Genomic DNA, 22194 nt, shown 5'->3' with positions numbered 1-22194 from the left:
TTAATGTTTTTTTTGTCTGATTAAATCCATCAAATTTCGTAGTTCTTGCTTGCTACTGCTATCCTTTATGGATTCATTCCCTTTGCTTTTCAACCGTGCGATGGAACTATTTAAGCCAAGATTTTTTTCCATGGCTGAGACCATATCTAGCACTTCTTGTTGTGCATTAGTAATTTTTTGCTTGGTTGTGGCATCTTGATGGTTTAAAAGTGCGTAAATATTCGTAATGGTGGATTGATCTACCATTTCACCAAGTAGGTGTCCTGTGTTTTTTGTGGGGTGTTTTGTGAAATATCTCCATATTTTGCAGAAGATTTGTAGTTCTTCATTTGTTTGGTTGACCAATGGGTCAGGTAGGTCAATGTGCTGCGCTATGTGTGGGTGAAGGAGTAAACAAAGTGAGGCTTGCTTTATGCGACTAAGGCTAGAGGGGGCGGGAGGAAAAAACGCTTCCTTTTCTTTAAATTTATTAAATTTACCGCCTTTTTTAAAAGTCGATTTTTTATTGCTCTCATAATGGCTTGGCGCGCTACTGTATTCATGATTCGAATAACTGTCGTATTCATCATAGGCTGGCGCGTAATGCTCTTCATCGTTACCAATATGTGGAATGTGTTCGTTTGTCGTGTTGTTCTGAGTGTCGCTTTGGTTATTGGTTGATGGCCTTTGCTTGGGAATTGATGTGTTGCCTAGCGTGTCGCTATCAATCCCGGATTGCTCACTTAACTGTCGAATAAGCACAGAGCGAAATGTAAGCTCTTTGGGTATCTGCTGAATCATACTCATGGCGTTACGAGTGAATTGAGCTTCACCTTCTTCGTCGCCAAGGGTGACTTGGTTTCTAGCGTGCTCAAAGAGAACGTGAGAAAGTGAAGAGGCGTCTTCCAATCTTTTGTTAAAGGCGTCCTTACCTTCTTGCCTTACTAATGAGTCAGGATCTTCGCCTTCGGGTAAAAACAAAAAACGGATTTGTTTTTCGTCTTGCATAACGGAAAGGGAGGCTTCCAGCCCGCGAATGGCGGCTGAGCGCCCAGCTTTATCGCCATCAAAGCAAAGTACAACTTTGCTGACCAGCTTAAATAGCTTACGTATGTGTTGGCTATTGACCGAGGTGCCTAGTGTGGCGACGGCGTTAGTAATGCCGTGTTGAGCTAGCACGATGACATCCATATAGCCTTCAACCACGAGTATCTGATCGAGTATTTGGGTGTTTTGTTTTGCTTCAAATAAGCCATAGAGCTCTTGGCTTTTCTGAAAAACAGGGGTTTCAGGTGAGTTCAAATACTTGGGTTTTTCATCGCCAAAAGCGCGTCCACCAAAAGCAATCACTCGCCCGCGGGAGTCTCGTATAGGAAAGATGATGCGATCACGAAAGCGGTCGTAATAGTGGCCGGGTTGCTCTTTCTTCTCCACGAGCATCCCACCTAATAAAAGCTGTTCTTGGCTTTCGGCGCGAGTACCTATTTTTTTGAGGAGATTGTCCCAGCCGGGTGGAGCAAAGCCTAGACCAAAAACTTTGGCTATCTGACCGGATAATCCGCGATCTTTCGATAAATAATCAGTGGCTCTTTTCTTATCGGGGTGTTGGGTAAGTTGCTGTTGATAAAATTGAGCACTTTCTGATAAGCGCTTTAGGAGTTCGGCGTTTTGCTCGTACCGATCCGGTGCGCCTTGCTCTCTGGGAACTTCCATACCAGCATCTTTGGCAAGTGCTTCAATGGCATCAACAAAATCCAGATGATCATGTTCCATCACAAATGAAATGGCGTTGCCGCCAGCACCGCAGCCAAAGCAATAGTAAAACTGCTTGTTCGGATTTAGGCTGAATGAAGGGCTTTTTTCATTGTGAAAAGGGCATAGGGCGCTATAGTTTTGACCTGTTTTTTTTAGACTGATGCGAGACGCAACCACATCGGTTAGGTCGGTCCGAGCGAGAAGCTCGTCAATAAACTGATCAGGAATGCGCCCCGCCATACTATTAGCCTAATTGTGCTTTTACTTGTTTGCTGATTTGCGCCATATCGGCACGACCTTGCACTTGTGGTTTAACAATGGCCATTACCGCGCCCATTTGCTGCATTGAGCTGGCGCCAGTTTCTTTGATTGCCGCTTTGACAATCTCACCAACTTCATTATCAGTCAATGGTGTTGGCAAAAACTCGCTGATGATCAGCATTTCTTCTTGTTCAATTTTAGCTAGGTCTTCACGATCGCCATCAAGAAACTGCTGATTTGAGTCTTTGCGTTGTTTGTTCATTTTATCTAGGACGGCCAATACACGTGCGTCATCCAATTCAATGCGCTCGTCGATTTCGATTTTTTTGCATTCAGATAAGATGGTTCGAATAACGGTTACGCGTTGCTTCTCTTTGGCGCGCATGGCGGTTTTTAATGTATCTGAGATGTGTTTTTTTAAATCTGACATAGGATCCTCTTTACTTTCTGGTAGGCAAATAAACAAAAAAACGGCTAGTTTGTTAACTAGCCGTTTTTTATAAGCCTAAATGCAAGAAGCGTCTAGGCAAAACATTTGTTTTTAGCAAATTGCCAAACGGCAGATTGGCCTAGTACAAACGTTGGAATTTCTTCTGTTCACGAGAAACTTTCTTAGCGTGACGTTTTACCGCTGCTGCTGCAGCACGTTTGCGAAGCGTTGTTGGTTTTTCGTAACATTCGCGACGACGAACTTCTGCCAAAACACCTGCTTTTTCGCAAGAGCGTTTGAAGCGACGAAGAGCGATGTCAAATGGTTCGTTATCTTTTACTTTTACTGCTGGCATGTTATTACCTTTAATAATTTTTTTAAAGTTTAAGTATTCACAAAAACGGCGTGAATCATACCCGTATTTAATGGGCTTTCAAAGCGCGCTTTTGTTGAACAGAGTGTGATCTAAAATAGATCGATTTTTCTTACTCTGGACAGACTGTGGTCGCGTCTGTAACTGTATATATTTTTTCAAGAGTTGTGTTTGAGTCGCCATATCTGCTTACTTGGGAAGCTATGTGCCAAACGAGAAAAATCACCTGCCTTTTAATTTAAACATTGAAAACGCGCGCATTATAATGCTTCCACTAGGCTTTGTCTAATATCATTTGCGCTTGTTGGCTTAAGAAGACTCGTCTTCGCTCTGCAACGGGAGGGAGATAATGTACAATGCGTTCAAATTATTGATGAGATTGCTCTAATGAAAGTATTGGGATTAGAAACCTCTTGTGATGAGACGGGGATCGCTATTTACGATACCAAAAAGGGTCTATTAGCCCACAAAATTTATTCTCAAATTGCTCAGCATGCAGAATACGGTGGTGTGGTGCCAGAATTGGCATCTCGTGACCATGTGCGTAAAACATTGCCACTGATCGATGAGGTGCTACAAGAAGCCGGTATGAAAAAAGCGGAGCTCGATGCAATCGCTTATACCAGTGGCCCTGGTTTGGTCGGAGCATTAATGGCGGGCGCGACCATTGGTCATTCATTAGCTTATGCGTTGGGGATTCCTGCGTTGGGCGTGCATCATATGGAAGGACATCTTTTAGCGCCTATGCTTGAAGAGTCACAACCTGAGATGCCTTTTATTGCATTGTTGGTTTCTGGCGGTCATACCCAGTTAGTCCGAGTGGATGGTATTGGTGAGTATCGTCTTTTGGGTCAGTCATTAGATGATGCCGCCGGCGAAGCGTTTGATAAGGCCGCCAAAATGATTGGCTTGCCGTATCCAGGTGGGCCGCAAATTGCTGCATTAGCAAAACAGGGTAATCCTAAATCAGGTCTTAAATTCCCGCGTCCAATGACAGATCGCCCTGGTTTAGACTTTAGTTTTAGTGGTTTGAAAACCGCTTTTTTAACGGCAGTGCACGCTGCATTAGATGATGATCGCTGTGATGAGCAATTTAAAGCGGACGCTGCGTTAGCGTTTGAAACCGCTGTGGTCGATACCTTAGTGATTAAGTGTCGTCGCGCACTAGAGGCAGAAGGGTTGAAACGGTTAATTATCGCCGGTGGCGTGAGTGCGAATCAGCGTTTGCGTGAGCAGCTAGAAAGTCAGCTGAGAAAAATCAAAGCGAGTGTGTTTTATGCTCGACCAGAGTTCTGCACCGATAATGGCGCTATGATTGCTTATGCGGGTGCTCAGCGTTTGGCAAATGGACAATCGTCCGAGCTTAGTTTGTCTATTCGTGCTCGCTGGCCTTTATCTGAATTACCCCCCTTGAAGGAATCTTAATATGAAAGACTTGGTGTTTATTGAGGGGCTGAAAGCTCAAGCTGTTATTGGTGTTTACGATTGGGAAAAAAAGATTCAACAGGATTTGTTGTTTGATCTGGAGATGGAGCACGACAATCGAGTACCTGCAGAGACCGATGACCTTGCTAAAACGTTGGATTATGAAGCTATTTCGAATTTCATTTTAGCGTTTTGTGCTGAGCGCCAGTTCGAGCTCATTGAAACCTTGGCTGAGCATTTAGTCGGCGACTTGATAGGGCAGTTTAAGCTGAATGCGGTTACCTTGACTCTGCGCAAGCCGGGTGCTGTTACTGCCGCTCAATCTGTTGGTGTGAAAATACACAGAAAATCCGCCGTTACTTATTAGTAACGGACTTTTAATTGATAAAGGGTGAGAGTTTTTTATCCAGCGCGTCGATTCTGGCTCTTTTTAGGGCTAGACCAAGCTCAGCCCCATCAAAGCCTTGTTTCATCAAGCTGGCTGCATTGATGATCGCAATCGTTTCGCGAAGAGCTTGCCAGTCTTCTGGTTTACTATTGGTTAGTTCACTTAAAACGTCAGTTAATAATAAGAATGGTTGAGGTTTTTTGATGGCATTCACTGACATGAGCCAGCTTTCCCAATGCTCCGCGTTCATCGGGATGCGCTGATTTTCAATAAAAGCACGTACTTGCTCGGCAAGAATTTTGAACTGATTCGGGCAGCGGATGCGTTGGTGTAATTGACTTAGTTCCGTGAGTGGGGTGTGCTTTCCAAGAATGGCCCAGCGTTGAGCGGGCGTGAACTCTGCGTAATTCAGGCTATCAACGATGGCCTGATTGTCCTTCCAAATAAACCCTGGAAAAAGTCTGTCGAGCGCGTTCGCTTCTTTTAGAACGCTAAAAAACACATCGGCATGCTGAGTGTTTAACGCTTTTTCAAGTTCCTTCCAAATACGTTCCGCGCTTAATGCGGAAAGTTCTCCAGATGCACTGATGGTTTTCATCAAGGATAGGGTTTCAGGCGCGATTTTAAAGCCAAAATGGTGAAAGCGAGCGGCGAAACGAGCGACCCTTAATACGCGCAGCGGGTCTTCTACAAAGGCATCCGAGACATGACGAAATACTCGGTCATGTAAGTCCTGCTGCCCATTGAATGGGTCTATTAGGTTACCATCTTGGTCCTGCGCTATTGCATTGATGGTCAGATCTCGACGTTCTAGATCTTCTTCTAAGCGAATATCGGGAGCAAAGTCACAGATAAAACCAGTATAGCCTTCGCCTTGCTTTTTTTCTTTGCGAGCAAGGGCGTATTCTTCTTTGCTTCTAGGGTGTAGGAAGACGGGGAACTGCTTGCCAACCTGCTGATAACCTTCCTGCTCAAGGTGTTCTGGTGTGGCGCCTGTGACGACCCAGTCGTGGTCGACAACAGGCAGTCCAAGTAGGGCGTCTCTAACGGCGCCACCAACGAGGTAGACTTGGTAGGGGGTTGTCATGGTGTTCTAGTTGCCTGTTTCGCACTGCTCTGGGAACATAGCGCTCCACTGACTGAAGCCTCCGTTTAAGGAATAGACTTCTTTGAAACCTTGCGATGCAAGGTATTCTGCTGCTCCCTTACTGCTGTTACCGTGATAGCAACAAACAATAATGGGCTGGCTTTTTTCGGCACTATCAATAAAGCTTTGTACGTTGTCGTTGGTTAAGCTGATAGCGTTGGTCATATGGCTCGTTTCAAAGCTAACCAAATCACGAATGTCTACAATAGCGCCATTATTTTCAATGATCGGTAGGGCGTCTGAGATGTCGATACAAGTGTAAGTCATGAATTTTTCCGGTTTATTGTGCAAGGTGTACTAAAGCGTTGTCTGTCTTCTAGGCGTAAAGCGGTTAAGCTTCCTCCCCAAACACAGCCAGTGTCTAGTGCATGAACATGTTCCTGCTGGGTCTTTCCTTCTAGGGCGGCCCAATGTCCAAAAACGATATGGCAATCACTAGGAACTTTAGTGGGGTAATTAAACCAAGCGGCATAGCCTTTTGATGCGGTACTTATGCCTTCTTTAGATTCTAAGTCAAGTTTGCTGTTTTCATCACAAAACCGCATGCGAGTTAGATAATTTGTAATCGTTCGAAGGCGATCTGTGCCAGTGAGTTTGTCATCCCATTGATTCGGCTTATTACCGTACATGGTGGCAAAAAAATCATCAACCGTGTCGGATCGAAGTTTGTCCTCGACCTCTTTGGCGAGTGTTTGTGTTTTTTTTAAATCCCAACAAGGTGGAATGCCAGCATGTGTCATGACGGTGTTGAGTTGCTCGTCGTAATGGCACAAAGGTTGTTGGCGAAGCCAATCCATTAAGTCGTCACGATCTCCCGCTGTTAGGATTTCTGCAAGTGTGTCGCCTCGTTTTAGTTTGCCATGACCATATGAAACCGCCAATAAATGCAGGTCATGGTTGCCCAACACCACTTTCGTATTGTGGCCTAGCGACTTGATAAAGCGTAGCGTTTCAAGAGACTCCGGTCCTCGGTTAATAAGATCACCAGCAAACCAAAGTTGGTCTTGTTCTGCACGATATTGGATATGTTCTAAAAGCTGCATTAAAGGTGTTAAGCAGCCCTGCAAATCACCAATCACATAGGTTGCCATAATTTTTTCAGTGCACCTTATTTGGAACGAATAGAGTGAACGGACGAACGGGTGCTTCAAAACCGGTGCCGTCATCGGCTAAAAACTGGTAGCTGCCTTGCATGCTGCCAACCACGGTTTCCATTACGGTACCGCTGGTGTAGTGAAAGGATTCACCAGGTTCTAAGTGTGGATATTCGCCAATGACACCGCTGCCTTTTACTTCTTGCACTTGTTCGTTGCCATCGGTGATTATCCAATGCCGTGTCTGCAATTTGGCTGACTCTGTTCCGCAGTTAGTGATAGAAATATGGTAAGCAAATACATAGCGTGACTCAGCCGGTGTAGATTGGCTTGCTAAGTATTCGGTCCGAACAGAAACGACGACGTCATACTTTTGCATTTACCCTTCCTTTTTTAGTATGTAGTTGGTGATGCGTACAAAGTCTTCTACATCCAATCGTTCTGGGCGAAGCGTTGGGTCAATATTTAATGCAGCGAAATCGTCATTGTCCAGTACACCCTTATAGTTATTACGTAGGGTTTTTCGACGTTGCTGAAAGCCTATTCTGACCGTGTCTTCCAGCTTTTTGATGTCATTAACAGGATGAGGAAGGATCTTGTGGGGTGTCATTCTTACAATCGCTGAGTCTACCTTAGGTGCTGGGTCGAATGATTCAGGCCCAACAATAAAGAGAGATTCGACGCTGCAATAATATTGAGCCATGACACTCAAGCGACCATAAAGGCTGTCGCCTGGACGAGCGGCTAAACGATCGACGACTTCTTTTTGAAGCATGAAGTGCATGTCTTCGATGGCACTTACTTGGCTTAGTAGATGAAAAATAAGCGGCGTCGAAATGTTGTATGGCAAATTGCCAACGACACGAATAGCTTGTTCTTCTGTTCGAAGTGATGTGAAGTCAAACTTCATTGCATCCGCTTCATGAACAGTAAGTTCTGGAAAGCGGAATAAATTCACTTTTAGAATGGGAATGAGATCACGGTCAAGCTCAACCACATCCATGCGCTCAGTGACGCTGATAATGCCTTCTGTTAATGCGCCTTTTCCAGGACCAATTTCAACCAGGCGTTGTCCTTTTTTTGGGCCGATACAAGCCACAATGTGACGGATGACACCGTGATCATGAAGGAAATTTTGGCCAAATCTTTTTCTGGCTTTATGGGGTTGTTGTTTGCTCATTTAGAAAACTTTTTCGCGTTATTTGCCATGTTAATAGCATGTTGAATGGCCACTTTAAGGCTGCCGTTGCTTGCCTTGCCTGTGCCAGCTAAATCAATTGCTGTGCCGTGGTCGACGGATGTTCGAATAATGGGTAAGCCTAAGGTAATATTTACGGCGTTACCAAAGCCTGAGTATTTTAACACAGGTAAACCTTGATCGTGATACATGGCTAAGACGCAATCCGCCTCATCGAGATATTTTGGCGTAAACAAGGTATCAGCAGGCAGCGGGCCTATTAAGTTTAAGCCTGTTTGGCGGAGTTTGTTGAGCGTTGGAATAATTGTGTCAATTTCCTCTCTGCCCAGATGACCATCTTCCCCTGCGTGCGGATTTAATCCACAGACTAAAATTTTAGGGCGAGCTATGCCAAATTTTTCTTGTAGATCTTTGTTGAGCGCTTTCACAACAAGACTGATGCTTTGTTCTGTAATGGCGGCTGACACTTCTTTTAATGGGAGATGAGTTGTCACTAACGCCACTTTCATGGCCTCTGTTGCTAACATCATAACAACGTGAGGAGAGCGACATTGCGCTTGAAAAAATTCGGTATGGCCTGAAAAATGGACACCCGTTTCACACAAAATACCCTTGTGCACGGGGGGGGTCACGATGGCGTCAAATCTTTGCTGAAGGCAGCCTTCACCTGCTTGTTTGAGTGTTTCTAGTACATAAGGTGAATTGGCAACATCAAGAATACCTGCGTTGGTTTTTTTAGCCAGCGTCACCGGTAAAACACTGATAACACCTTGTTTGTGCGCTGCCACGTCTTCTGAGTGTCTCAGTGTCTGGATGTTTACAGTGATACCTAACGTGTTCGCTCTGTCTTTGAGCAGCTCGGGATCTGCGAGCACAACTAAACGAGCAAGAAAGGTCTGCTCGTTTAGGGCACTTAAAATAATATCCGGGCCGATACCTGCGGGTTCTCCAGAGGTAATCGCAATAATGGGAAGCGATTCTGTCGTATCATTTGCCATTAGTTTGTCTCTTATTTTTTGATATCAATAAAAGCGTCAGCACGCAATTCATCAAGCCAGTTACCTAGGATGATGTCTTGTTTTTGTGCAGTTAAGGCGCGTTCAGCGTTGCTGCGTTTTACTTTATCACTGATATCCGCTTCTCGACGGCCTTCAACTTGCAAAATATGCCAGCCAAACTGTGTACGGAAAGGTTTGCTGATGTCTCCGATGTTGGTTTTTTTCATGACATCTTCAAACTCAGGCACCATAGTGCCAGGCGTAACCCAACCTAAATCTCCGCCTTGCAGTGTTGAACCTTGATCTTCACTTTGCTCTTTGGCAACTTGAGCAAAATCTGCGCCATTGGTTAATTTTGTATACACTTCGTTAGCCAGTAGCTCGGTTTGTGCCATATCTCGGATTTCGTTAGAGCGGACTAATATATGGCGTGTCTTCGTTTGCTGTTGCAACGTGATATCAGGCGAACGTTTCTCGATAAGCCAGAGTAAATGGAAGCCTGCATTACTTTGTAGTGGGCCAATGAGAGGGCCTTTTTCCGCTTCCATGGCTCGAACAAACAAGGGTGGTAACTGATTCAATGGGCGCCAGCCCAAGTCTCCACCTTCGATGGCAAACTGACCGTCTGAATTCTCAATCGCTTGCTGAATAAAGTCATTCTCTGAGTTGATATTCTGAGCAATGTTTTTCATTTTAGCTTCAGCTTGTTCTAAATTGCTGGCTCGAATCAGTAAATGGCGAAGATGCACCTGATCTTTTTCTTTGGTGATGCTCGTATCGGAACTGAGGTAGTCGTCAATTTCTTGTGCTGAAATAACGATGCGTTTTTTAACAATTTCTCGCTTGATGTTATTGATTAGAATTTCTTGCTCAATTTGCTCACGGTAGCGCGCATAATTAATGCCTTTACTCTCAAGAACGTTTTTTAGACCTTGCAAATCTAAATTCATATTTTTGGCAACGCCAAGAATGGCATTGTCTACGTCTGAGCTCGGTGCTCGCATGCCGACTTTACGAGCATGATTTACCTGCAATACTTCATCGATCATTTGATTTTGAATCTGACGATGGATGTTGTCCGTCATGACGCCACCAGGAACGCGTTCTTTAACAATCTGAAAACGGTTTTGAATGTCGCTTTCTAGAATAGGTTTGGAGTCAACAATTGCCGAAATACCATCAATTTTAGTTGGTTCAGCGTGCAGGGTTTGCAGCGGTGTGAATGCAAATAGTATAAGAGAGAAAAAAGAAAACAACTTCATGGTTAATATCCAACTTGTCCTTGGTTCCAGTAGGTGTCAGCAACACTGGATTCGCTGTTAGCGCTGCCAGCAGTACTTAAACCACGTAACGTGAATTGTAAAAAGACGCCTCTATCAAATTTTTCGTCATCATTGAGCCAATCTTGATAGCTTAATGAGACCTTGATACAGCAGTTTTCATAGCCTAAACCAGCGATTTCTTTGATGGAATCTTGTTTCAAGAAATCATAGGTATATTGAGTAAACATGGACCAGTTTTGGTTGAGTGGAAAAATACTTCCAATACTGGCTTGTTTTGCATCGTCATCTGAATCTGAATTGTTGATCGTGTACAAATAACTTAGGTTAATTTTTATATCATCAACAGGTTCTAATGTTGCGACCAGTTGGACTAAGTTTACTTCGCTATCGTCTAGGTTGTAATTCAAATTACCTGTTAGGCTGTAACGATTACCATTGTAGCTTGCGGATGTTAGCAGATCACTTCGTTTTGAGTCGTCAACAGCCGTATTTTTATCTGTGTCATTATTAATCCCAACATAGCGGTCTTCTAAATAGAAGATCTGTCCTGCCTTAAATGCCCATCTTTCACTATTGCTTGCATCATACAGACGACTTTCTACACCAAGGGTAATTTGTTCTGTGTCGCCAATTCGATCATTTCCACCGAAGCGAGTGTGACTAAATGCCTGTGAATAGGTCGTTGTCGTGTTACTGGCATCAAAATTTGGAATAATATCTTGGTCTTTAAACGGCGAATGTAAGTAACTTAAACGAGGCTCTAATGTTTGACGCCATGAGTCACCATTGAGGATTAAGCGACGTTCTAGCTGTATCGATGAATCAATATAACTGGTGAGATGGGTAATAGAAGTATCACTTTCTGAATCTGTCGTATAGTTGTGAAGGCTATAGTCACGATACTGAACTAAAACGCCAGGGCTTAAGCTTCCCCACGCATTACTGAAACTAAGTTCTGCGTCTTGATTGATAGCCGTTCGTTGGCCATCAAAATTATCTTCAGCAGGATCGTAAAAATCTGTGTATTGAGCGTTAATTTTGTAATCTAAATAAGAGCTTGCGATACGATAGGAGCTGCTTAGACGTGGCAGCCATTCGAACGGTTTATCATTTGCAGTGTCTGGAGTTTGGTAGGTTAAATACGTAATTTTATTGAGAAAGTTGCCATTATTGAAGCCAAAGTAAGCGCTGCGTTCATAGTTGTCTTTTTCACCAATTGACGTGCTGTTTGCCTCTGGGTATTTGTCCTCTGTCGGATTACCTTCGGCGGTTAGCCCTGCGCTGAAGTGTTGATTAAACTTTTGAGTAGACGTTAGTTTTATTAACGTTTGTTCGCCTTCATCGTTGTCTGAAAAAGAAGATTGCTCGTATGTCGTTTGTCCGTAAGGGCTTAAATGTCGAAGCTCTAAGTCGATCCCTGCGCCTTTTTCTTGGATGTATTGCGGCGTGATCGTCGCGTCGTAGTTCTGGGCGATATTCCAATAAAACGGTGCTGAAATGTTTAGACCGTCCGATCCAGAAAAACCAAAGCTAGGGAACAAGAAGCCAGTTTGACGACGCTCATCTAAGGGAAAGCGTAACCAAGGGAAGTAGAAAATAGGCAGATCTGCAATACGTATTTGTACATGTTTTGCAGTACCGAAGCCGCTGTTAGGGTTCAGTTCAATCGAGCTACCGTATAATTTCCAGCTTTCATTATTTGGTTCACATGTTGTAAAAAAGCCTTCTTCTATGAATACTACGCCATCTTGTGATCGAGAGAGTAATTTTGCTTCTCCACGAGCGCCAGATTTGTGATTAAGAAATTTAGCGTCGTTAAACGCTGTCGGTGATTTACCACTATTGTCAATATAGCCACTTGAGCTACGAATTAGCTGACTATCACTACGTAAAATGACGTTTCCACTGGCGTGGTAGTATTCATCGGGGACACCTTCTATCTTATCGGCTGATAAAGAGGTTTGGGGCTGCTTTATTTCAGCGGCACCTTCAAGATGAATAACACCGTTCTTGTCACGGACAATAAGATCAGCCGATAGATTGGTGCCTGTAATGTCTGTTGCTTGCCAGCTATTAATATAGGATCCCTGACAATAGCGACCGAGCTGTTTTTGTTGCTCGGCCGTCAAGGATTCTTTTGGAGCCCAATCCCATTGGTCCACTTGAGCTTGTGCAAGTGGCAATATGAAAAGACTTTGAAAAAATAAGGCGTAGGTGCGTAAATGCTTAACCATGCAGGGTATACTTGCCATCAAAGTTTATTGTCCGAAATCGGATGCTGCCCATAGGCGGTTCCACGTTATGAGACAAATGATAATCTAAGCAGGCCCATAGGGGCTACCGATTCTGGAGAAATATCTTTATGTGGAAAATTGTTTGCGCAATTTTGGGTTATATATTGGCTGGTTTTTTAGGCGGCTTACTAGGCTTTATCGTAGGTGGTGTGGTCGATAGAGCGCAGACAGGCGGTGCTTTTAGCCGTATTCGAAGTCGTGCGGATGTGCGTCTACAGCAAGAGACTTTTTTTCGCACATTATTTCTTTTAATGGGGCGTTTGGCTAAATCTGATGGGCAAGTATCTGAAGCTGAAATTCAATTGGCCCAATCGGTTATGCAGCGCCTGCGACTGTCGCCAGAGGCTCAGGATCAAGCTAGACAGTTATTTAATGAGGGAAAGTCGGCAAATTTTGACCTTGTTTCGGTTTTAGAAAATTTTAAACAAATTGTTGGTCCTGGGGATCTGACGAGGACGTTGTTAGAAGTTTTGCTTGTATCTGCTTACGCCGACGGTCATTTTAGCGTAGAAGAAAAATCGTTTGTTTCTCAAGTTTGCGCGCATCTTGGTATTTCGGTGGCTGAGTTTGAAGCACTGCATATTCAAGTTAAGCAACAAGCGCACTTTAGACAGGGTTATTCTTCTTCTGGCAATATGGGATCTAAAGATTTACTTAAGGCGGCTTACGAAGCGTTGGGGGTGACGTCCGATATGAATGATGCGGATATTAAAAAGGCATATCGTCGTTTGATGAGTAAGAATCATCCGGACAAATTGAGTGCGCAAGGGCTACCAAAAGAAATGATAGAGTTAGCGAAAGAGCGAACTCAGGAAATTCAGTCTGCTTATGAGCTGATTAAGAATGCTCGTAAGTAAATAGATCCTAATAGCGTTTTTATGTGTTGATGGGGCTTTCATAGAAGAGCCCTTTTTTTACCCTGGGTAACGGTTTTTTCTGAAGTATTTGGCGGGTGTTTTGTTTTAAAAAACCACGAACGCGTTGGATTAGCAGTTGTTTGCTGTCTTTTCCTGTGGCTCTGTCGGGCAATGCGTCTAATTGTATGTAACCGCTTCTGTTCGCTGTTCTTTGGTTTGCCGCTTGTTTTCGCCAAGTGGCAAACTGGTCGCTTCCCGCATTGTTGTTGACATAATAATCTAAAATAGGTTGTGAGACTCGACGTATTTGTTGTGCCATTTCATAGTTTGATAGGTTTGGTGGTGCATCTATGTCGATAAGAACTAAGGCTTCGCCAGATGCTTGGTTATTGGCTAGAAAGCTAAGAGCGTAGCTTGCACCTGTTTTATAGCCAAGAAAGACAAACCTTTCGATATTTTCTGTTTTCGCTTTGTTAATGGTTGCTTGGATTCGAGCGAACACCTCGGTTTGATTTGGTGGTTCGATTGGTTGTTGATTATTCTCTGTAGTTGGCGCTTCTGTTTTAACAGGCGCAGCGCGTTTGATAATGTCTGGTACTTCGATAGACAAGGTACACCAGCTGTGTGCTGGCAAGGCGTTACGCAATGGCGCGATAGCGTCTGGCCAGTCAGGGTGTTCATTGTCTGAATGTAGCATGATGATACAGCCTTGCGTTGAACTGGTAATGGATGGCCTATATAGAGTAAGAAAAGGCTCGCCATTGGCCTCCAATGGCTGAATTTGGTGGCCGAGGCGCCTTATGCTCAGCGAGGCTTTTAAGGCCTCAATGCGAGATGTTTGCGGTGCGGGAGTGATGTAATCTTTCTTGTCCGCTGAGTTAGTTTCCGGTGTTGGCGTGGTCGCGGTATTGTTATCCGGTGTAGCTTTTGGTTCTTCCGCCCAAAGGGTGGCGCTTGTATTTAAGGAAAGAAGTACGATGATAATATTGAGCAGGGCATTATTTTTCTTCATTGTTTTCAATACTTCTTTTGGGTGTCTTGTTAAAATGCGATTTAAGTTTTAACTATTTTTTTATTGTGTCACTGCTGGAGTCAGATATGAATGATTTTATCATTGCCCCTTCGATCCTTTCCGCCGATTTCGCTCGATTAGGCGAAGAGGTAGACAATGTACTGGAAGCTGGAGCCGATATCATACACTTTGATGTGATGGATAATCATTATGTTCCCAATTTAACGATTGGTCCTATGGTGTGTAAAGCACTACGTAAACATGGCGTCACCGCTGACATTGACGTGCATCTGATGGTGAAACCAGTGGACCGTATGATTGGTGACTTTATTGAAGCGGGTGCGTCTATTATTACCTTTCATCCAGAGGCAAGCGAACACATCGATCGATCTTTGCAGATGATTCGAGAAGGTGGTTGTAAAGCAGGGTTGGTATTTAATCCTGCGACACCTTTGCATTATTTAAAACATGTAATGGATAAAGTTGACATGGTTCTGTTGATGTCCGTTAACCCAGGGTTTGGTGGCCAATCTTTTATTCCTAGTACCTTGGATAAACTGCGTGAAGCTCGTGCTTTGATTGACGCAAGCGGCTACGACATTCGTCTTGAAGTGGATGGTGGCGTGAGTGAAAAGAATATTGCAGAAATAGCACGTGCTGGTGCGGATACCTTTGTGGCTGGATCGGCTATTTTTGGAAAAACGGATTATAAAATGGTGATTGACGCTATGCGTAAAGAATTGGCGAGTGTTCGTTAATGAAAACACCTAAATATTTTTCAGCGTGGTTTGACGGTTGGCCTGAATTAGTTTGCCTTGATCTTGATGGCACCTTGGTGGACAGCGTCCCTGATATCGCCAATGCCGTTGATGCTTTTTTGGCTGAGTTTGGCGCGGCTTTGGCCGGTGAAGAGCAAGTACGGGCTTGGGTTGGTTTTGGTTCTGCTAAGTTGATTGATCAAGCACTAGAGTGGGCGAGTATTGATTCGAGCAAACATGAAGAGGCGTATCGTATTTTCCTGATGCACTATCGTGCTCACTTAACCGATAAAACAACGCTTTATCCTAATGTGAAGGCGCTATTGAAGGCGTTTAAACATCACGGTGTTCCGATTGCTTTAATTACCAATAAGCCAAGTGTTTTCGTTAAGCCAATGATGGATTATTTTGAATTAACGGAGCAGTTTGGCTGGTTATTAGGTGGTGACACCTTGGAAGAGAAAAAACCATCGGCTATGCCTTTATTGCATTGCAGTGAGTCGATCGAAGCCTTGCCTGAAAAATGTTTGATGATTGGTGATTCTATTACCGATTTTAAAGCGGCAAATAATGCCGGGTTTAAATGTGCTTTGGTGACATACGGTTATCATCAAGGTATTGATCTTGCTGCGTTAGGCGCTGATGCCATTATCGATGATTTAGCCGAGCTGCTCGTTTGATTTTTTTATTGTAATAAAGTCAAAAAGCCAAGCGAAAAATCGCTTGGCTTTTTTTTGTGTAAAACTTAATTTGATGAGGTCGTCGAGGCCTGTTCAAAGGAACCTTCTTGCTCCGATATTGATGCTATTTTGCTGTTATTTGCCATATGCACCGTGTGGGTTGGGAAGGCGACTTCAGCATTATGAGATTCAATGATTTTCATTGCCTTAAATAATACATCTTCCTTTACGTTGTGAAACGTTCGCCAATCTACGGTTTTAGTATAGGCGTAAATAAAGAAGTCCAAAGAAGAAGGGCCAAACTGATTAAAATTCACCATATAGGTTTGATCGGAATCAATGTCTTCATGTTTCGAGATCATGTCTTTGATGTCGGCCAAAATGGTTGGTAACACATTAAAATCTGTATAGCGTACACCGATGGCTTCATTGAGACGACGATGTGTCATACGCGATGGGTTTTCGACAGAGATTAATGAAAACGTTGAATTTGGCACATACAAAGGGCGCTTTTCGAAAGTGCGGATACGTGTTTGTCTCCAGCCGATGTGTTCGACGGTGCCTTCTATATTTTGGTCTGGAGAACGGATCCAATCCCCAATGGCAAAAGGTCTATCTAAATACACCATTAATCCACCAAAAAAATTAGCGAGTAAGTCTTTGGCGGCAAAACCTACCGCGATCCCACCAATGCCACCGAAAGCTAATACCCCAGAAATGCTAAAGCCAAGCGTTTGAAGTACAACAAGAGCGGAAGTGATGACAACGGATGCTCGTAATAGTTTACTGATTGCGCTGGCCGTTGTGTAATCCACATTGGTGGTGATTTTGCTGGAGTTGGTTAGGGTTTTTTCGCTTTCTGATATGCAGCGCAAAACAAACCAGGTTAGGATAATGATGACACCTACTTCACGAATAGAGTGGATAAGTGAAGAGAATTTAGAATCGATTTCAGTGCCAGATATTTCAGCGGCAATCGTTACCCCCGCTAGCCATATAAAAACACCGATGGGCTTTTGGGCTGCGTGAATCAGGACGTTATCCCAAGGTGTTTTGGTTTTCTCGAGTTGCTTGTCTATACGAGTTAAAATGCGAGTAGCAATGAAATTGGCTATAAGTGTGCTGAGTACAACCAAAAAAACTCGGACTACCCAGTGCATTTTTGTATCACCAAGGCCTAAATATACCTGCATCGTTTCCCAATTCATTGTGCTTTTATCTCTTCGTTTTGTTGATGAATGTCGTTTTATACAAGAGGAACTTTTTAAATCAGCAATAAAGTACCAAGCCCTAAGAAGGCCACGAAACCAGCGATGTCCGTTACGGTTGTTAAAATAACAGAACCAGACAGCGCGGGATCAATGCGTAATTTATCCAAGAGAACTGGGATTAGCACACCAGAAAGAGCGGCCATTACTATATTAACAATAATAGCCAGACCGATGACTAGGCCAAGCATTGGGCTTTCGAACCACCAAAGCGTGACAACGCCTATCACAATAGACCACAAAATACCGTTCAAGCCGCCTACTTTTAACTCTTTGGACAAAAGAGACTTTAAGTTGCTGCGAGTGATCTGCCCCAATGCCAATCCTCGAACAATTAAGGTCAGTGTTTGACTACCGGCAATGCCGCCCATGGAGGCAACAACGGGCATAAGCACGGCCAAAGCAACGACTTGTTGCAGAGTGGCTTCAAATAATCCAATAAAAGCGGACGCTAGAAATGCTGTCAGCAGATTAATGCCGAGCCAAATGCCACGCGTCGCGGCACTGCGTTTCACTGGCGCGAACAAGTCAGATTCTTCGTTTAGACCTGCCGTTGCCATTTGTTGAGCTTCATGCTCTAGACGCCATGTTTCCATCGCGAGTCCGGCATGGAATCGGCCTAATAAAATATGGTTGTCGTCTACAATAGGAAGAGCGGATAAATTGGATCGCTCTAGTTGTTCTGCTGCTTTGGTTAGTTCTGTATTTGCATGAATGAAAGAGCACTCTTCATCAATTAAGCTGGAAATAGGTTCGTGCCCTTGCGCTTTAAACAGTAGGTCGAACTTTACGCAGCCAACCCAGCGGCCGGTTCTATTTACTAAATACACCATGTCGGTGTAGCTTGGAGTGCTTTTTTTCAGCAATCTTAAGGCCTCAGATACGCGAATAGATTGAGACGCTATTAAAAGTTCATGGTCGATCCAGCGGCCAACAACATCGTCGTCGTAAACAATACCTTGTTGGTAATATTCACGTTGTTTGTTGTCCATTTGTTTTAGGGCAATGTCGACGAGACGATCCGGTAACGAGTCTGTTATTTCGAGTAGATCTTCGGCGTCCACATCGGTGAATAGGGCTTCAATCTCTGCGTCGTCCAGCCCTTTTAAAAGCAGCTGGCGAGACTCTCCACGCATCTCAACTAAGATATCAAGGCGATTGGCTTGCTTGATATTTGCCCATGCTTGTTTACGCTGAGCAAGCGGAATGGATTCAAGTGCTAAGGCCACATCGTCTGGCGTGAGCTCTGAAATGGCCTTGTTGACGGACTCTGGTGAATGTTCGTCATGAATGAGGGTTTCGATGAGGTCGGCAACTTGACTATGCACAGAGAATCCTTAAAACACTGAAAGTTGAGGGTAAAGATAGCATGCTATCTAGTGTGCGGTACAACAGCTTGTTTATCAAACAAGGCTTTGTTTTTATAAGGTATTATTTATACGCTTGCTAATAATTGAGTGATTTTGATAAAAAATTGTATCGATTTTGGATATTGGTAATTGGTCATGCTGGATAATGAGTATGGTATGACACGTTTTGATCTTTAGATCTAAGCAAGACAGGGTGTTCATGACAGTGTAGAATTTGGCGCATTTTAAACATTTGGCTCTTATTTAATGTAAGTATATCTGTTTTTTGTGTTGATTTTTTGCGGATAATAGCTCCTTTATGTAGGTTGATATTACTTTATAGGCGCGCCTTTTTTTATGCTTCTGATGATCGATAATAACCATCCCCATATTTTCTAGTTCTCGTCTGTTCTTTTCTGTTTGTCACTCTTTGATATATAAGCCTTTTGTTGTTTTTTCCTGTTTTCTTTTGTTTGTGGAAAGCGTGAGGGGGTAGGGGTAATATCAGGGGTAACGAAATATAAAAAGGCGTTACCCCTTTATGCTCACTGATTTAAAAATAAAGTCGCTTAAACCAAAGGAAAAGCCTTATAAGGTCTTAGATGGTGACCGCTTGTATCTACAAATTATGGCGACGGGTAAAAAATTCTGGCGGATGCGGTATAAGTTAAAAGGTAAGGACAGCTTTTTTACTATCGGTGAATATCCAATGGTGAGCCTTTACCATGCTCGCCGCGAACGAGATAAAGCTGCCGCACAAATAGCGATTGGACTTGATCCGAACATAGAAAAAAAAGCCGATGAAATGCGACAAAAGCGTGAAGACTCAAGTACATTTTATGCAGTTAGTGAGCAGTTTTTTTTGAAGAAAAAAGACGACCTCAGCGACAACTATGCCAAACAGTTTGAAGTGATTATGGAGAAGGATGTTTACCCAGCCATTGGTGATATGCCGATATCTCGAATAACCGCACCTTATCTTTTAAAAATACTAGAATCCATAGAAAGCAGAGGTGCTCCAACTATAGCCATACTGGCGCGGCTTTTTATTAGCCAGGTGTTTAGGTATGCAGGGGCTAGGCTAATGGTTGAAGCCGACCCAACCATATTTTTAGCGGGTGTGATCAAACGTCCTAAAGTTCGACATAATCCACCGCTTGAAAAGCCACAGCTCGTAGAGTTTTTTGAAAAGCTGTCTCTGTACAAAGGTTTTCCAACCACATTAATTGCAATCAAAATAATGGCGCACACGTTCATCCGAACGAAAGAGCTAAGGTTTTTAAAGTGGTCTTATATCGAAGGCGATGCGATTATCTTACCTGCCGATATTATGAAAATGTCTACTAAGCATGTTGTGCCTCTATCGCCTGCAGTTATAGAGTTAATAAACGAACTGAGAAAATACAACGGTGGTCATGAACTCATGTTTCCAAATGCACGGGATTCATCACGGCCAATGAGTAACACTACGATAAACAGAGTCATTGAAAGGCTAGGTTATCAGGGTGACTTTAGTGGTCACGGTTTCAGAAGTACCGCATCCACTATGTTGAATGAAATGGGCTATCGAGAAGACATAATCGAAAGGCAGCTTTCGCACATGGAAAGAAAAGGTCAGCGCCGCGCCTATAACCACGCCGAATACATGCCAGAGCGTAGGAAAATGATGCAAGATTGGTCTGATTTTTTGGTTGGGGTGGGAGTTATTTGCTAGTCTAAAGTGTTTGATTTTTTTCGGTGCTTTGGCTGTTATATGCTGGAAAAATACACAAAATAGTGATCGACAAATTTATTCAAAGTGACTAGTATTCACCCATAAGGTGAATAGGCCACCATTCGTTAAGGAAACGGTGTGGAAGTAACATTTAAAAAAAATAAACTTCAAAAGTGTTATGAAACGCACTCAAAGGGAGTTAGAGAGTTCGGTGACATTGTAGCTGAGAAGTACATTAGTAGAATCAATATTATCAAATCTACAAGTAGCATTGATGAATTGAAACGTCTGCCAGTGATCAGGTGTCATGAACTAAGTGGAAATAGAGAAGGGCAATACGCTATTAATCTCACAGGGTATATGAGGCTTATATTTACTCTTGATGGGGATGAATTGCAAATTGCTAATATTGAGGAAGTGAGTAAGCATTATGATGGCTGAACAAAAAATCAATTCAGATTTGGCTGTTCCACCAGGTAGTTATCTGGGCGAAGTGCTGGAAGATATGGAAATAAGTCAGGTTGATTTAGCTAATAGAATGGGGCGTCCATATCAGGCAATTAACGAAATAATCAAAGGTGATAAAGCTATTACACCGGAAACCGCGCTTCAACTTGAGAAAGTGCTCGGTGTGTCAGCCCAGTTTTGGACTAATATGGAGTCGATTTATAGACTCGCGTTAGCAAAACAAAAAGAAAAGAAGGAAATAGAGCAAGAAGTTAGTTTGTTAGAACGCTATCCGTACTTAGAGATGAGTAAGCGTGGAGTAGTTGAAAAAACAAGAAGCGCTATACAAAAAGTTCAGAACCTTAGAAAATTCTTCGGTGTTGCTTCTTTGTTAAGTATAAAGTCTGTAAAGGAATATGAGCCAGCTTTTCGAGCATTAGAAAAGGAGTCAGCTAGCCAAGAAGCGATAGCTGCATGGCTGAAAACAGGAACGGATATCGCATTAAAGCAAAAGGTTGGGGGATTTAATAAAGCAGAATTGCTCGGTGTTATACCAGATGTTCGCGCCCTGAGCCTTTTGAGTGATCCGAATGAAATACTAAGAAAGATTAGAGAATATCTGAATTCGTGTGGAGTGTTATTTGTAGCTATTCCTCACTATCCAAAGACATATATAACGGGGGCAACTTTTTGGCATGACAAAAGGACTCCAGTGGTAATGATGTCAATGAGGGGCGGATGGGCTGATATTTTTTGGTTTAGCTTGTTTCATGAAATCGCCCATATTCTTTTGCATGATAAAAGGCTTACCTTTTTAGAAGGTGGAGTTAGCGAAGAATATAGAAAACAAGAGGATGAAGCAGATGAATTTTCTCAAGAAACATTAATGCCGAGTGTGGCTTTTGATTCTTTCTTAGCCAAAGGGCTTATTTGTATAGATGATATTGTAGAGTTTGCTGAAAAGCAGGGGGTTCATCCAGGAATAGTAACTGGAAGGCTCCAGCGTAAGGGTTATTTAACATATCAAGAACATCATTGTAGAGTTCGTTATAAGTGGGAGAAGTGAATCGGAACTACTTATTAGTGACAGAATAGTGCTCAAGTGCATGTTATGGTGAAAAGAGAGTCGGGCGATTTTTTAATAAAAAATAATTTATAGGGAGTTAAGTTATGCCAAGTACTACATATGAGGTTGCACATATTAGAGAGCAGGGGCAGGATATGATTATAATCCCAGTGTCGAGTTCTCTGAGTAATATGTCTAATACAAAACAAAACGAACTGAGAGATTCGCTTCAATTGTATGCAAGAGATGCTGGATTGGCGGGAGAAGTTTGTCTCGTATGGGAAACAGGTAATCGATTTTACTTTATAGCGCCAAATCTATGGCATCCTTTCTTTAAGGGAATGAGTATGAATTTTGTTGCTAGAAATATTAATAAAAAGCTTACATGTAAAAGTTAATTTCAGACACAAAAAAGCCG

General features: G+C 43.1%; 23 protein-coding genes. 9 read left to right on the top strand and 14 right to left on the bottom strand.

The features are described 5' to 3' along the window. The 3 genes from dnaG to rpsU form a co-directional block, all read right to left on the bottom strand. Positions 1 to 1974, bottom strand: a complete 1974-nt coding sequence (gene dnaG, locus M3I01_RS13710; protein ID WP_255896449.1) for a DNA primase — start codon at positions 1972 to 1974, stop codon at positions 1 to 3. 4 nt (positions 1975 to 1978) lie between these two features. Then, a complete protein-coding gene (locus M3I01_RS13705; RefSeq protein WP_255896448.1) occupies positions 1979 to 2425 on the bottom strand; it encodes a GatB/YqeY domain-containing protein in 447 nt (148 codons plus the stop codon). Positions 2426 to 2564: 139 nt separating this feature from the next. Then, positions 2565 to 2780: a 30S ribosomal protein S21 gene (gene rpsU, locus M3I01_RS13700; protein WP_009835737.1), complete on the bottom strand. Its 216-nt coding sequence runs from the start codon at positions 2778 to 2780 to the stop codon at positions 2565 to 2567. Positions 2781 to 3185: 405 nt separating this feature from the next. On the opposite strand from rpsU, the gene tsaD reads away from it, so the two are divergent. Both tsaD and folB read left to right on the top strand, forming a co-directional pair. Beyond that, entirely contained in the window at positions 3186 to 4223 is a 1038-nt protein-coding gene (gene tsaD, locus M3I01_RS13695) for a tRNA (adenosine(37)-N6)-threonylcarbamoyltransferase complex transferase subunit TsaD (protein ID WP_275565136.1), read from the top strand. Between the two features lies 1 nt (position 4224). Next, complete coding sequence (gene folB, locus M3I01_RS13690) at positions 4225 to 4590, top strand: dihydroneopterin aldolase (RefSeq protein ID WP_275565135.1); 366 nt, start codon at positions 4225 to 4227, stop codon at positions 4588 to 4590. 10 nt (positions 4591 to 4600) lie between these two features. On the opposite strand, the gene M3I01_RS13685 is transcribed toward folB, so the two are convergent. From M3I01_RS13685 to M3I01_RS13650, 8 genes are read right to left on the bottom strand one after another with little or no spacing between them, the layout of a single operon-like run. Then, a complete protein-coding gene (locus tag M3I01_RS13685; protein ID WP_255896446.1) occupies positions 4601 to 5698 on the bottom strand; it encodes a tRNA nucleotidyltransferase in 1098 nt (365 codons plus the stop codon). Positions 5699 to 5704: 6 nt separating this feature from the next. Next, entirely contained in the window at positions 5705 to 6025 is a 321-nt protein-coding gene (gene glpE, locus M3I01_RS13680; RefSeq protein WP_255896445.1) for a thiosulfate sulfurtransferase GlpE, read from the bottom strand. Continuing rightward, on the bottom strand, positions 6022 to 6849 hold the full coding sequence (locus M3I01_RS13675; protein WP_255896443.1) for a symmetrical bis(5'-nucleosyl)-tetraphosphatase: 828 nt from the start codon (positions 6847 to 6849) through the stop codon (positions 6022 to 6024). The genes glpE and M3I01_RS13675 overlap by 4 nt, the downstream gene beginning before the upstream one ends. A gap of 7 nt (positions 6850 to 6856) precedes the next feature. After that, on the bottom strand, positions 6857 to 7231 hold the full coding sequence (gene apaG / locus M3I01_RS13670; RefSeq protein ID WP_112136906.1) for a Co2+/Mg2+ efflux protein ApaG: 375 nt from the start codon (positions 7229 to 7231) through the stop codon (positions 6857 to 6859). Further along, positions 7232 to 8032 (bottom strand): 16S rRNA (adenine(1518)-N(6)/adenine(1519)-N(6))-dimethyltransferase RsmA, encoded by an 801-nt coding sequence (gene rsmA, locus M3I01_RS13665; protein ID WP_255896442.1) that lies wholly within the window; start codon positions 8030 to 8032, stop codon positions 7232 to 7234. Then, positions 8029 to 9048, bottom strand: a complete 1020-nt coding sequence (gene pdxA / locus M3I01_RS13660; RefSeq protein WP_255896441.1) for a 4-hydroxythreonine-4-phosphate dehydrogenase PdxA — start codon at positions 9046 to 9048, stop codon at positions 8029 to 8031. The genes rsmA and pdxA overlap by 4 nt, the downstream gene beginning before the upstream one ends. Positions 9049 to 9059: 11 nt before the next feature. Then, positions 9060 to 10310, bottom strand: coding sequence for a peptidylprolyl isomerase (locus M3I01_RS13655; RefSeq protein WP_255896440.1), 1251 nt, complete (start codon positions 10308 to 10310; stop codon positions 9060 to 9062). A gap of 2 nt (positions 10311 to 10312) precedes the next feature. Continuing rightward, positions 10313 to 12565 (bottom strand): LPS-assembly protein LptD, encoded by a 2253-nt coding sequence (locus tag M3I01_RS13650; RefSeq protein WP_275565134.1) that lies wholly within the window; start codon positions 12563 to 12565, stop codon positions 10313 to 10315. 128 nt (positions 12566 to 12693) lie between these two features. Between M3I01_RS13650 and djlA the strand changes: the two genes are divergently transcribed. Beyond that, a complete protein-coding gene (djlA, locus tag M3I01_RS13645) occupies positions 12694 to 13482 on the top strand; it encodes a co-chaperone DjlA (protein WP_255896438.1) in 789 nt (262 codons plus the stop codon). A 19-nt stretch (positions 13483 to 13501) separates the two neighbouring features. Here djlA and M3I01_RS13640 read toward each other — a convergent pair whose 3' ends face one another. Then, the gene (locus M3I01_RS13640) at positions 13502 to 14494 is read right to left on the bottom strand and encodes a DUF3530 family protein (protein ID WP_255896437.1); all 993 of its coding nucleotides are present in this window, start codon (positions 14492 to 14494) and stop codon (positions 13502 to 13504) included. An 86-nt stretch (positions 14495 to 14580) separates the two neighbouring features. Between M3I01_RS13640 and rpe the strand changes: the two genes are divergently transcribed. Both rpe and M3I01_RS13630 read left to right on the top strand, forming a co-directional pair. Continuing rightward, positions 14581 to 15252: a ribulose-phosphate 3-epimerase gene (rpe, locus tag M3I01_RS13635; RefSeq protein ID WP_255896436.1), complete on the top strand. Its 672-nt coding sequence runs from the start codon at positions 14581 to 14583 to the stop codon at positions 15250 to 15252. Then, a complete protein-coding gene (locus tag M3I01_RS13630) occupies positions 15252 to 15932 on the top strand; it encodes a phosphoglycolate phosphatase (protein WP_275565133.1) in 681 nt (226 codons plus the stop codon). Before rpe ends, M3I01_RS13630 begins: the two co-directional genes overlap by 1 nt. Before the next feature lie 65 nt (positions 15933 to 15997). Here M3I01_RS13630 and M3I01_RS13625 read toward each other — a convergent pair whose 3' ends face one another. Then, entirely contained in the window at positions 15998 to 17140 is a 1143-nt protein-coding gene (locus M3I01_RS13625; protein WP_255896434.1) for a mechanosensitive ion channel family protein, read from the bottom strand. A gap of 56 nt (positions 17141 to 17196) precedes the next feature. Continuing rightward, complete coding sequence (locus tag M3I01_RS13620; protein WP_112136924.1) at positions 17197 to 18528, bottom strand: magnesium transporter; 1332 nt, start codon at positions 18526 to 18528, stop codon at positions 17197 to 17199. Positions 18529 to 19090: 562 nt separating this feature from the next. Between M3I01_RS13620 and M3I01_RS13615 the strand changes: the two genes are divergently transcribed. The 4 genes from M3I01_RS13615 (at position 19091) to M3I01_RS13600 (ending at position 22174) form a co-directional block, all read left to right on the top strand. Then, positions 19091 to 20263 carry a tyrosine-type recombinase/integrase gene (locus tag M3I01_RS13615; RefSeq protein WP_275565132.1) on the top strand — a complete coding sequence of 391 codons (1173 nt, stop codon included), beginning with the start codon at positions 19091 to 19093 and terminating at the stop codon, positions 20261 to 20263. A 138-nt stretch (positions 20264 to 20401) separates the two neighbouring features. Next, entirely contained in the window at positions 20402 to 20704 is a 303-nt protein-coding gene (locus M3I01_RS13610; protein WP_255896431.1) for a type II toxin-antitoxin system RelE/ParE family toxin, read from the top strand. After that, positions 20694 to 21776 carry a HigA family addiction module antitoxin gene (locus tag M3I01_RS13605; protein ID WP_255896430.1) on the top strand — a complete coding sequence of 361 codons (1083 nt, stop codon included), beginning with the start codon at positions 20694 to 20696 and terminating at the stop codon, positions 21774 to 21776. The genes M3I01_RS13610 and M3I01_RS13605 overlap by 11 nt, the downstream gene beginning before the upstream one ends. Before the next feature lie 104 nt (positions 21777 to 21880). After that, positions 21881 to 22174: a hypothetical protein gene (locus M3I01_RS13600; RefSeq protein WP_255896429.1), complete on the top strand. Its 294-nt coding sequence runs from the start codon at positions 21881 to 21883 to the stop codon at positions 22172 to 22174. Positions 22175 to 22194: the final 20 nt, after the last annotated feature.

The organism is Marinomonas maritima (genome assembly GCF_024435075.2).
Lineage (GTDB): Bacteria > Pseudomonadota > Gammaproteobacteria > Pseudomonadales > Marinomonadaceae > Marinomonas > Marinomonas maritima.
This window is presented reverse-complemented; position numbering and strand designations above follow the sequence as displayed.

What these genes read in the sequence shown, in the direction of transcription:
- M3I01_RS13600 (WP_255896429.1), top strand. Translation starts at nt 21,881, where the DNA reads ATGCCAAGTACTACATATGAGGTTGCACATATTAGAGAGCAGGGGCAG.
- tsaD (WP_275565136.1), top strand. Translation starts at nt 3,186, where the DNA reads ATGAAAGTATTGGGATTAGAAACCTCTTGTGATGAGACGGGGATCGCT.
- M3I01_RS13605 (WP_255896430.1), top strand. Translation starts at nt 20,694, where the DNA reads ATGATGGCTGAACAAAAAATCAATTCAGATTTGGCTGTTCCACCAGGT.
- rpe (WP_255896436.1), top strand. Translation starts at nt 14,581, where the DNA reads ATGAATGATTTTATCATTGCCCCTTCGATCCTTTCCGCCGATTTCGCT.
- M3I01_RS13625 (WP_255896434.1), bottom strand. Translation starts at nt 17,140, where the DNA reads ATGAATTGGGAAACGATGCAGGTATATTTAGGCCTTGGTGATACAAAA.
- M3I01_RS13685 (WP_255896446.1), bottom strand. Translation starts at nt 5,698, where the DNA reads ATGACAACCCCCTACCAAGTCTACCTCGTTGGTGGCGCCGTTAGAGAC.
- dnaG (WP_255896449.1), bottom strand. Translation starts at nt 1,974, where the DNA reads ATGGCGGGGCGCATTCCTGATCAGTTTATTGACGAGCTTCTCGCTCGG.
- M3I01_RS13640 (WP_255896437.1), bottom strand. Translation starts at nt 14,494, where the DNA reads ATGAAGAAAAATAATGCCCTGCTCAATATTATCATCGTACTTCTTTCC.
- apaG (WP_112136906.1), bottom strand. Translation starts at nt 7,231, where the DNA reads ATGCAAAAGTATGACGTCGTCGTTTCTGTTCGGACCGAATACTTAGCA.
- M3I01_RS13650 (WP_275565134.1), bottom strand. Translation starts at nt 12,565, where the DNA reads ATGGTTAAGCATTTACGCACCTACGCCTTATTTTTTCAAAGTCTTTTC.
- djlA (WP_255896438.1), top strand. Translation starts at nt 12,694, where the DNA reads ATGTGGAAAATTGTTTGCGCAATTTTGGGTTATATATTGGCTGGTTTT.
- M3I01_RS13630 (WP_275565133.1), top strand. Translation starts at nt 15,252, where the DNA reads ATGAAAACACCTAAATATTTTTCAGCGTGGTTTGACGGTTGGCCTGAA.
- pdxA (WP_255896441.1), bottom strand. Translation starts at nt 9,048, where the DNA reads ATGGCAAATGATACGACAGAATCGCTTCCCATTATTGCGATTACCTCT.
- rsmA (WP_255896442.1), bottom strand. Translation starts at nt 8,032, where the DNA reads ATGAGCAAACAACAACCCCATAAAGCCAGAAAAAGATTTGGCCAAAAT.
- M3I01_RS13655 (WP_255896440.1), bottom strand. Translation starts at nt 10,310, where the DNA reads ATGAAGTTGTTTTCTTTTTTCTCTCTTATACTATTTGCATTCACACCG.
- glpE (WP_255896445.1), bottom strand. Translation starts at nt 6,025, where the DNA reads ATGACTTACACTTGTATCGACATCTCAGACGCCCTACCGATCATTGAA.
- folB (WP_275565135.1), top strand. Translation starts at nt 4,225, where the DNA reads ATGAAAGACTTGGTGTTTATTGAGGGGCTGAAAGCTCAAGCTGTTATT.
- M3I01_RS13615 (WP_275565132.1), top strand. Translation starts at nt 19,091, where the DNA reads ATGCTCACTGATTTAAAAATAAAGTCGCTTAAACCAAAGGAAAAGCCT.
- rpsU (WP_009835737.1), bottom strand. Translation starts at nt 2,780, where the DNA reads ATGCCAGCAGTAAAAGTAAAAGATAACGAACCATTTGACATCGCTCTT.
- M3I01_RS13705 (WP_255896448.1), bottom strand. Translation starts at nt 2,425, where the DNA reads ATGTCAGATTTAAAAAAACACATCTCAGATACATTAAAAACCGCCATG.
- M3I01_RS13675 (WP_255896443.1), bottom strand. Translation starts at nt 6,849, where the DNA reads ATGGCAACCTATGTGATTGGTGATTTGCAGGGCTGCTTAACACCTTTA.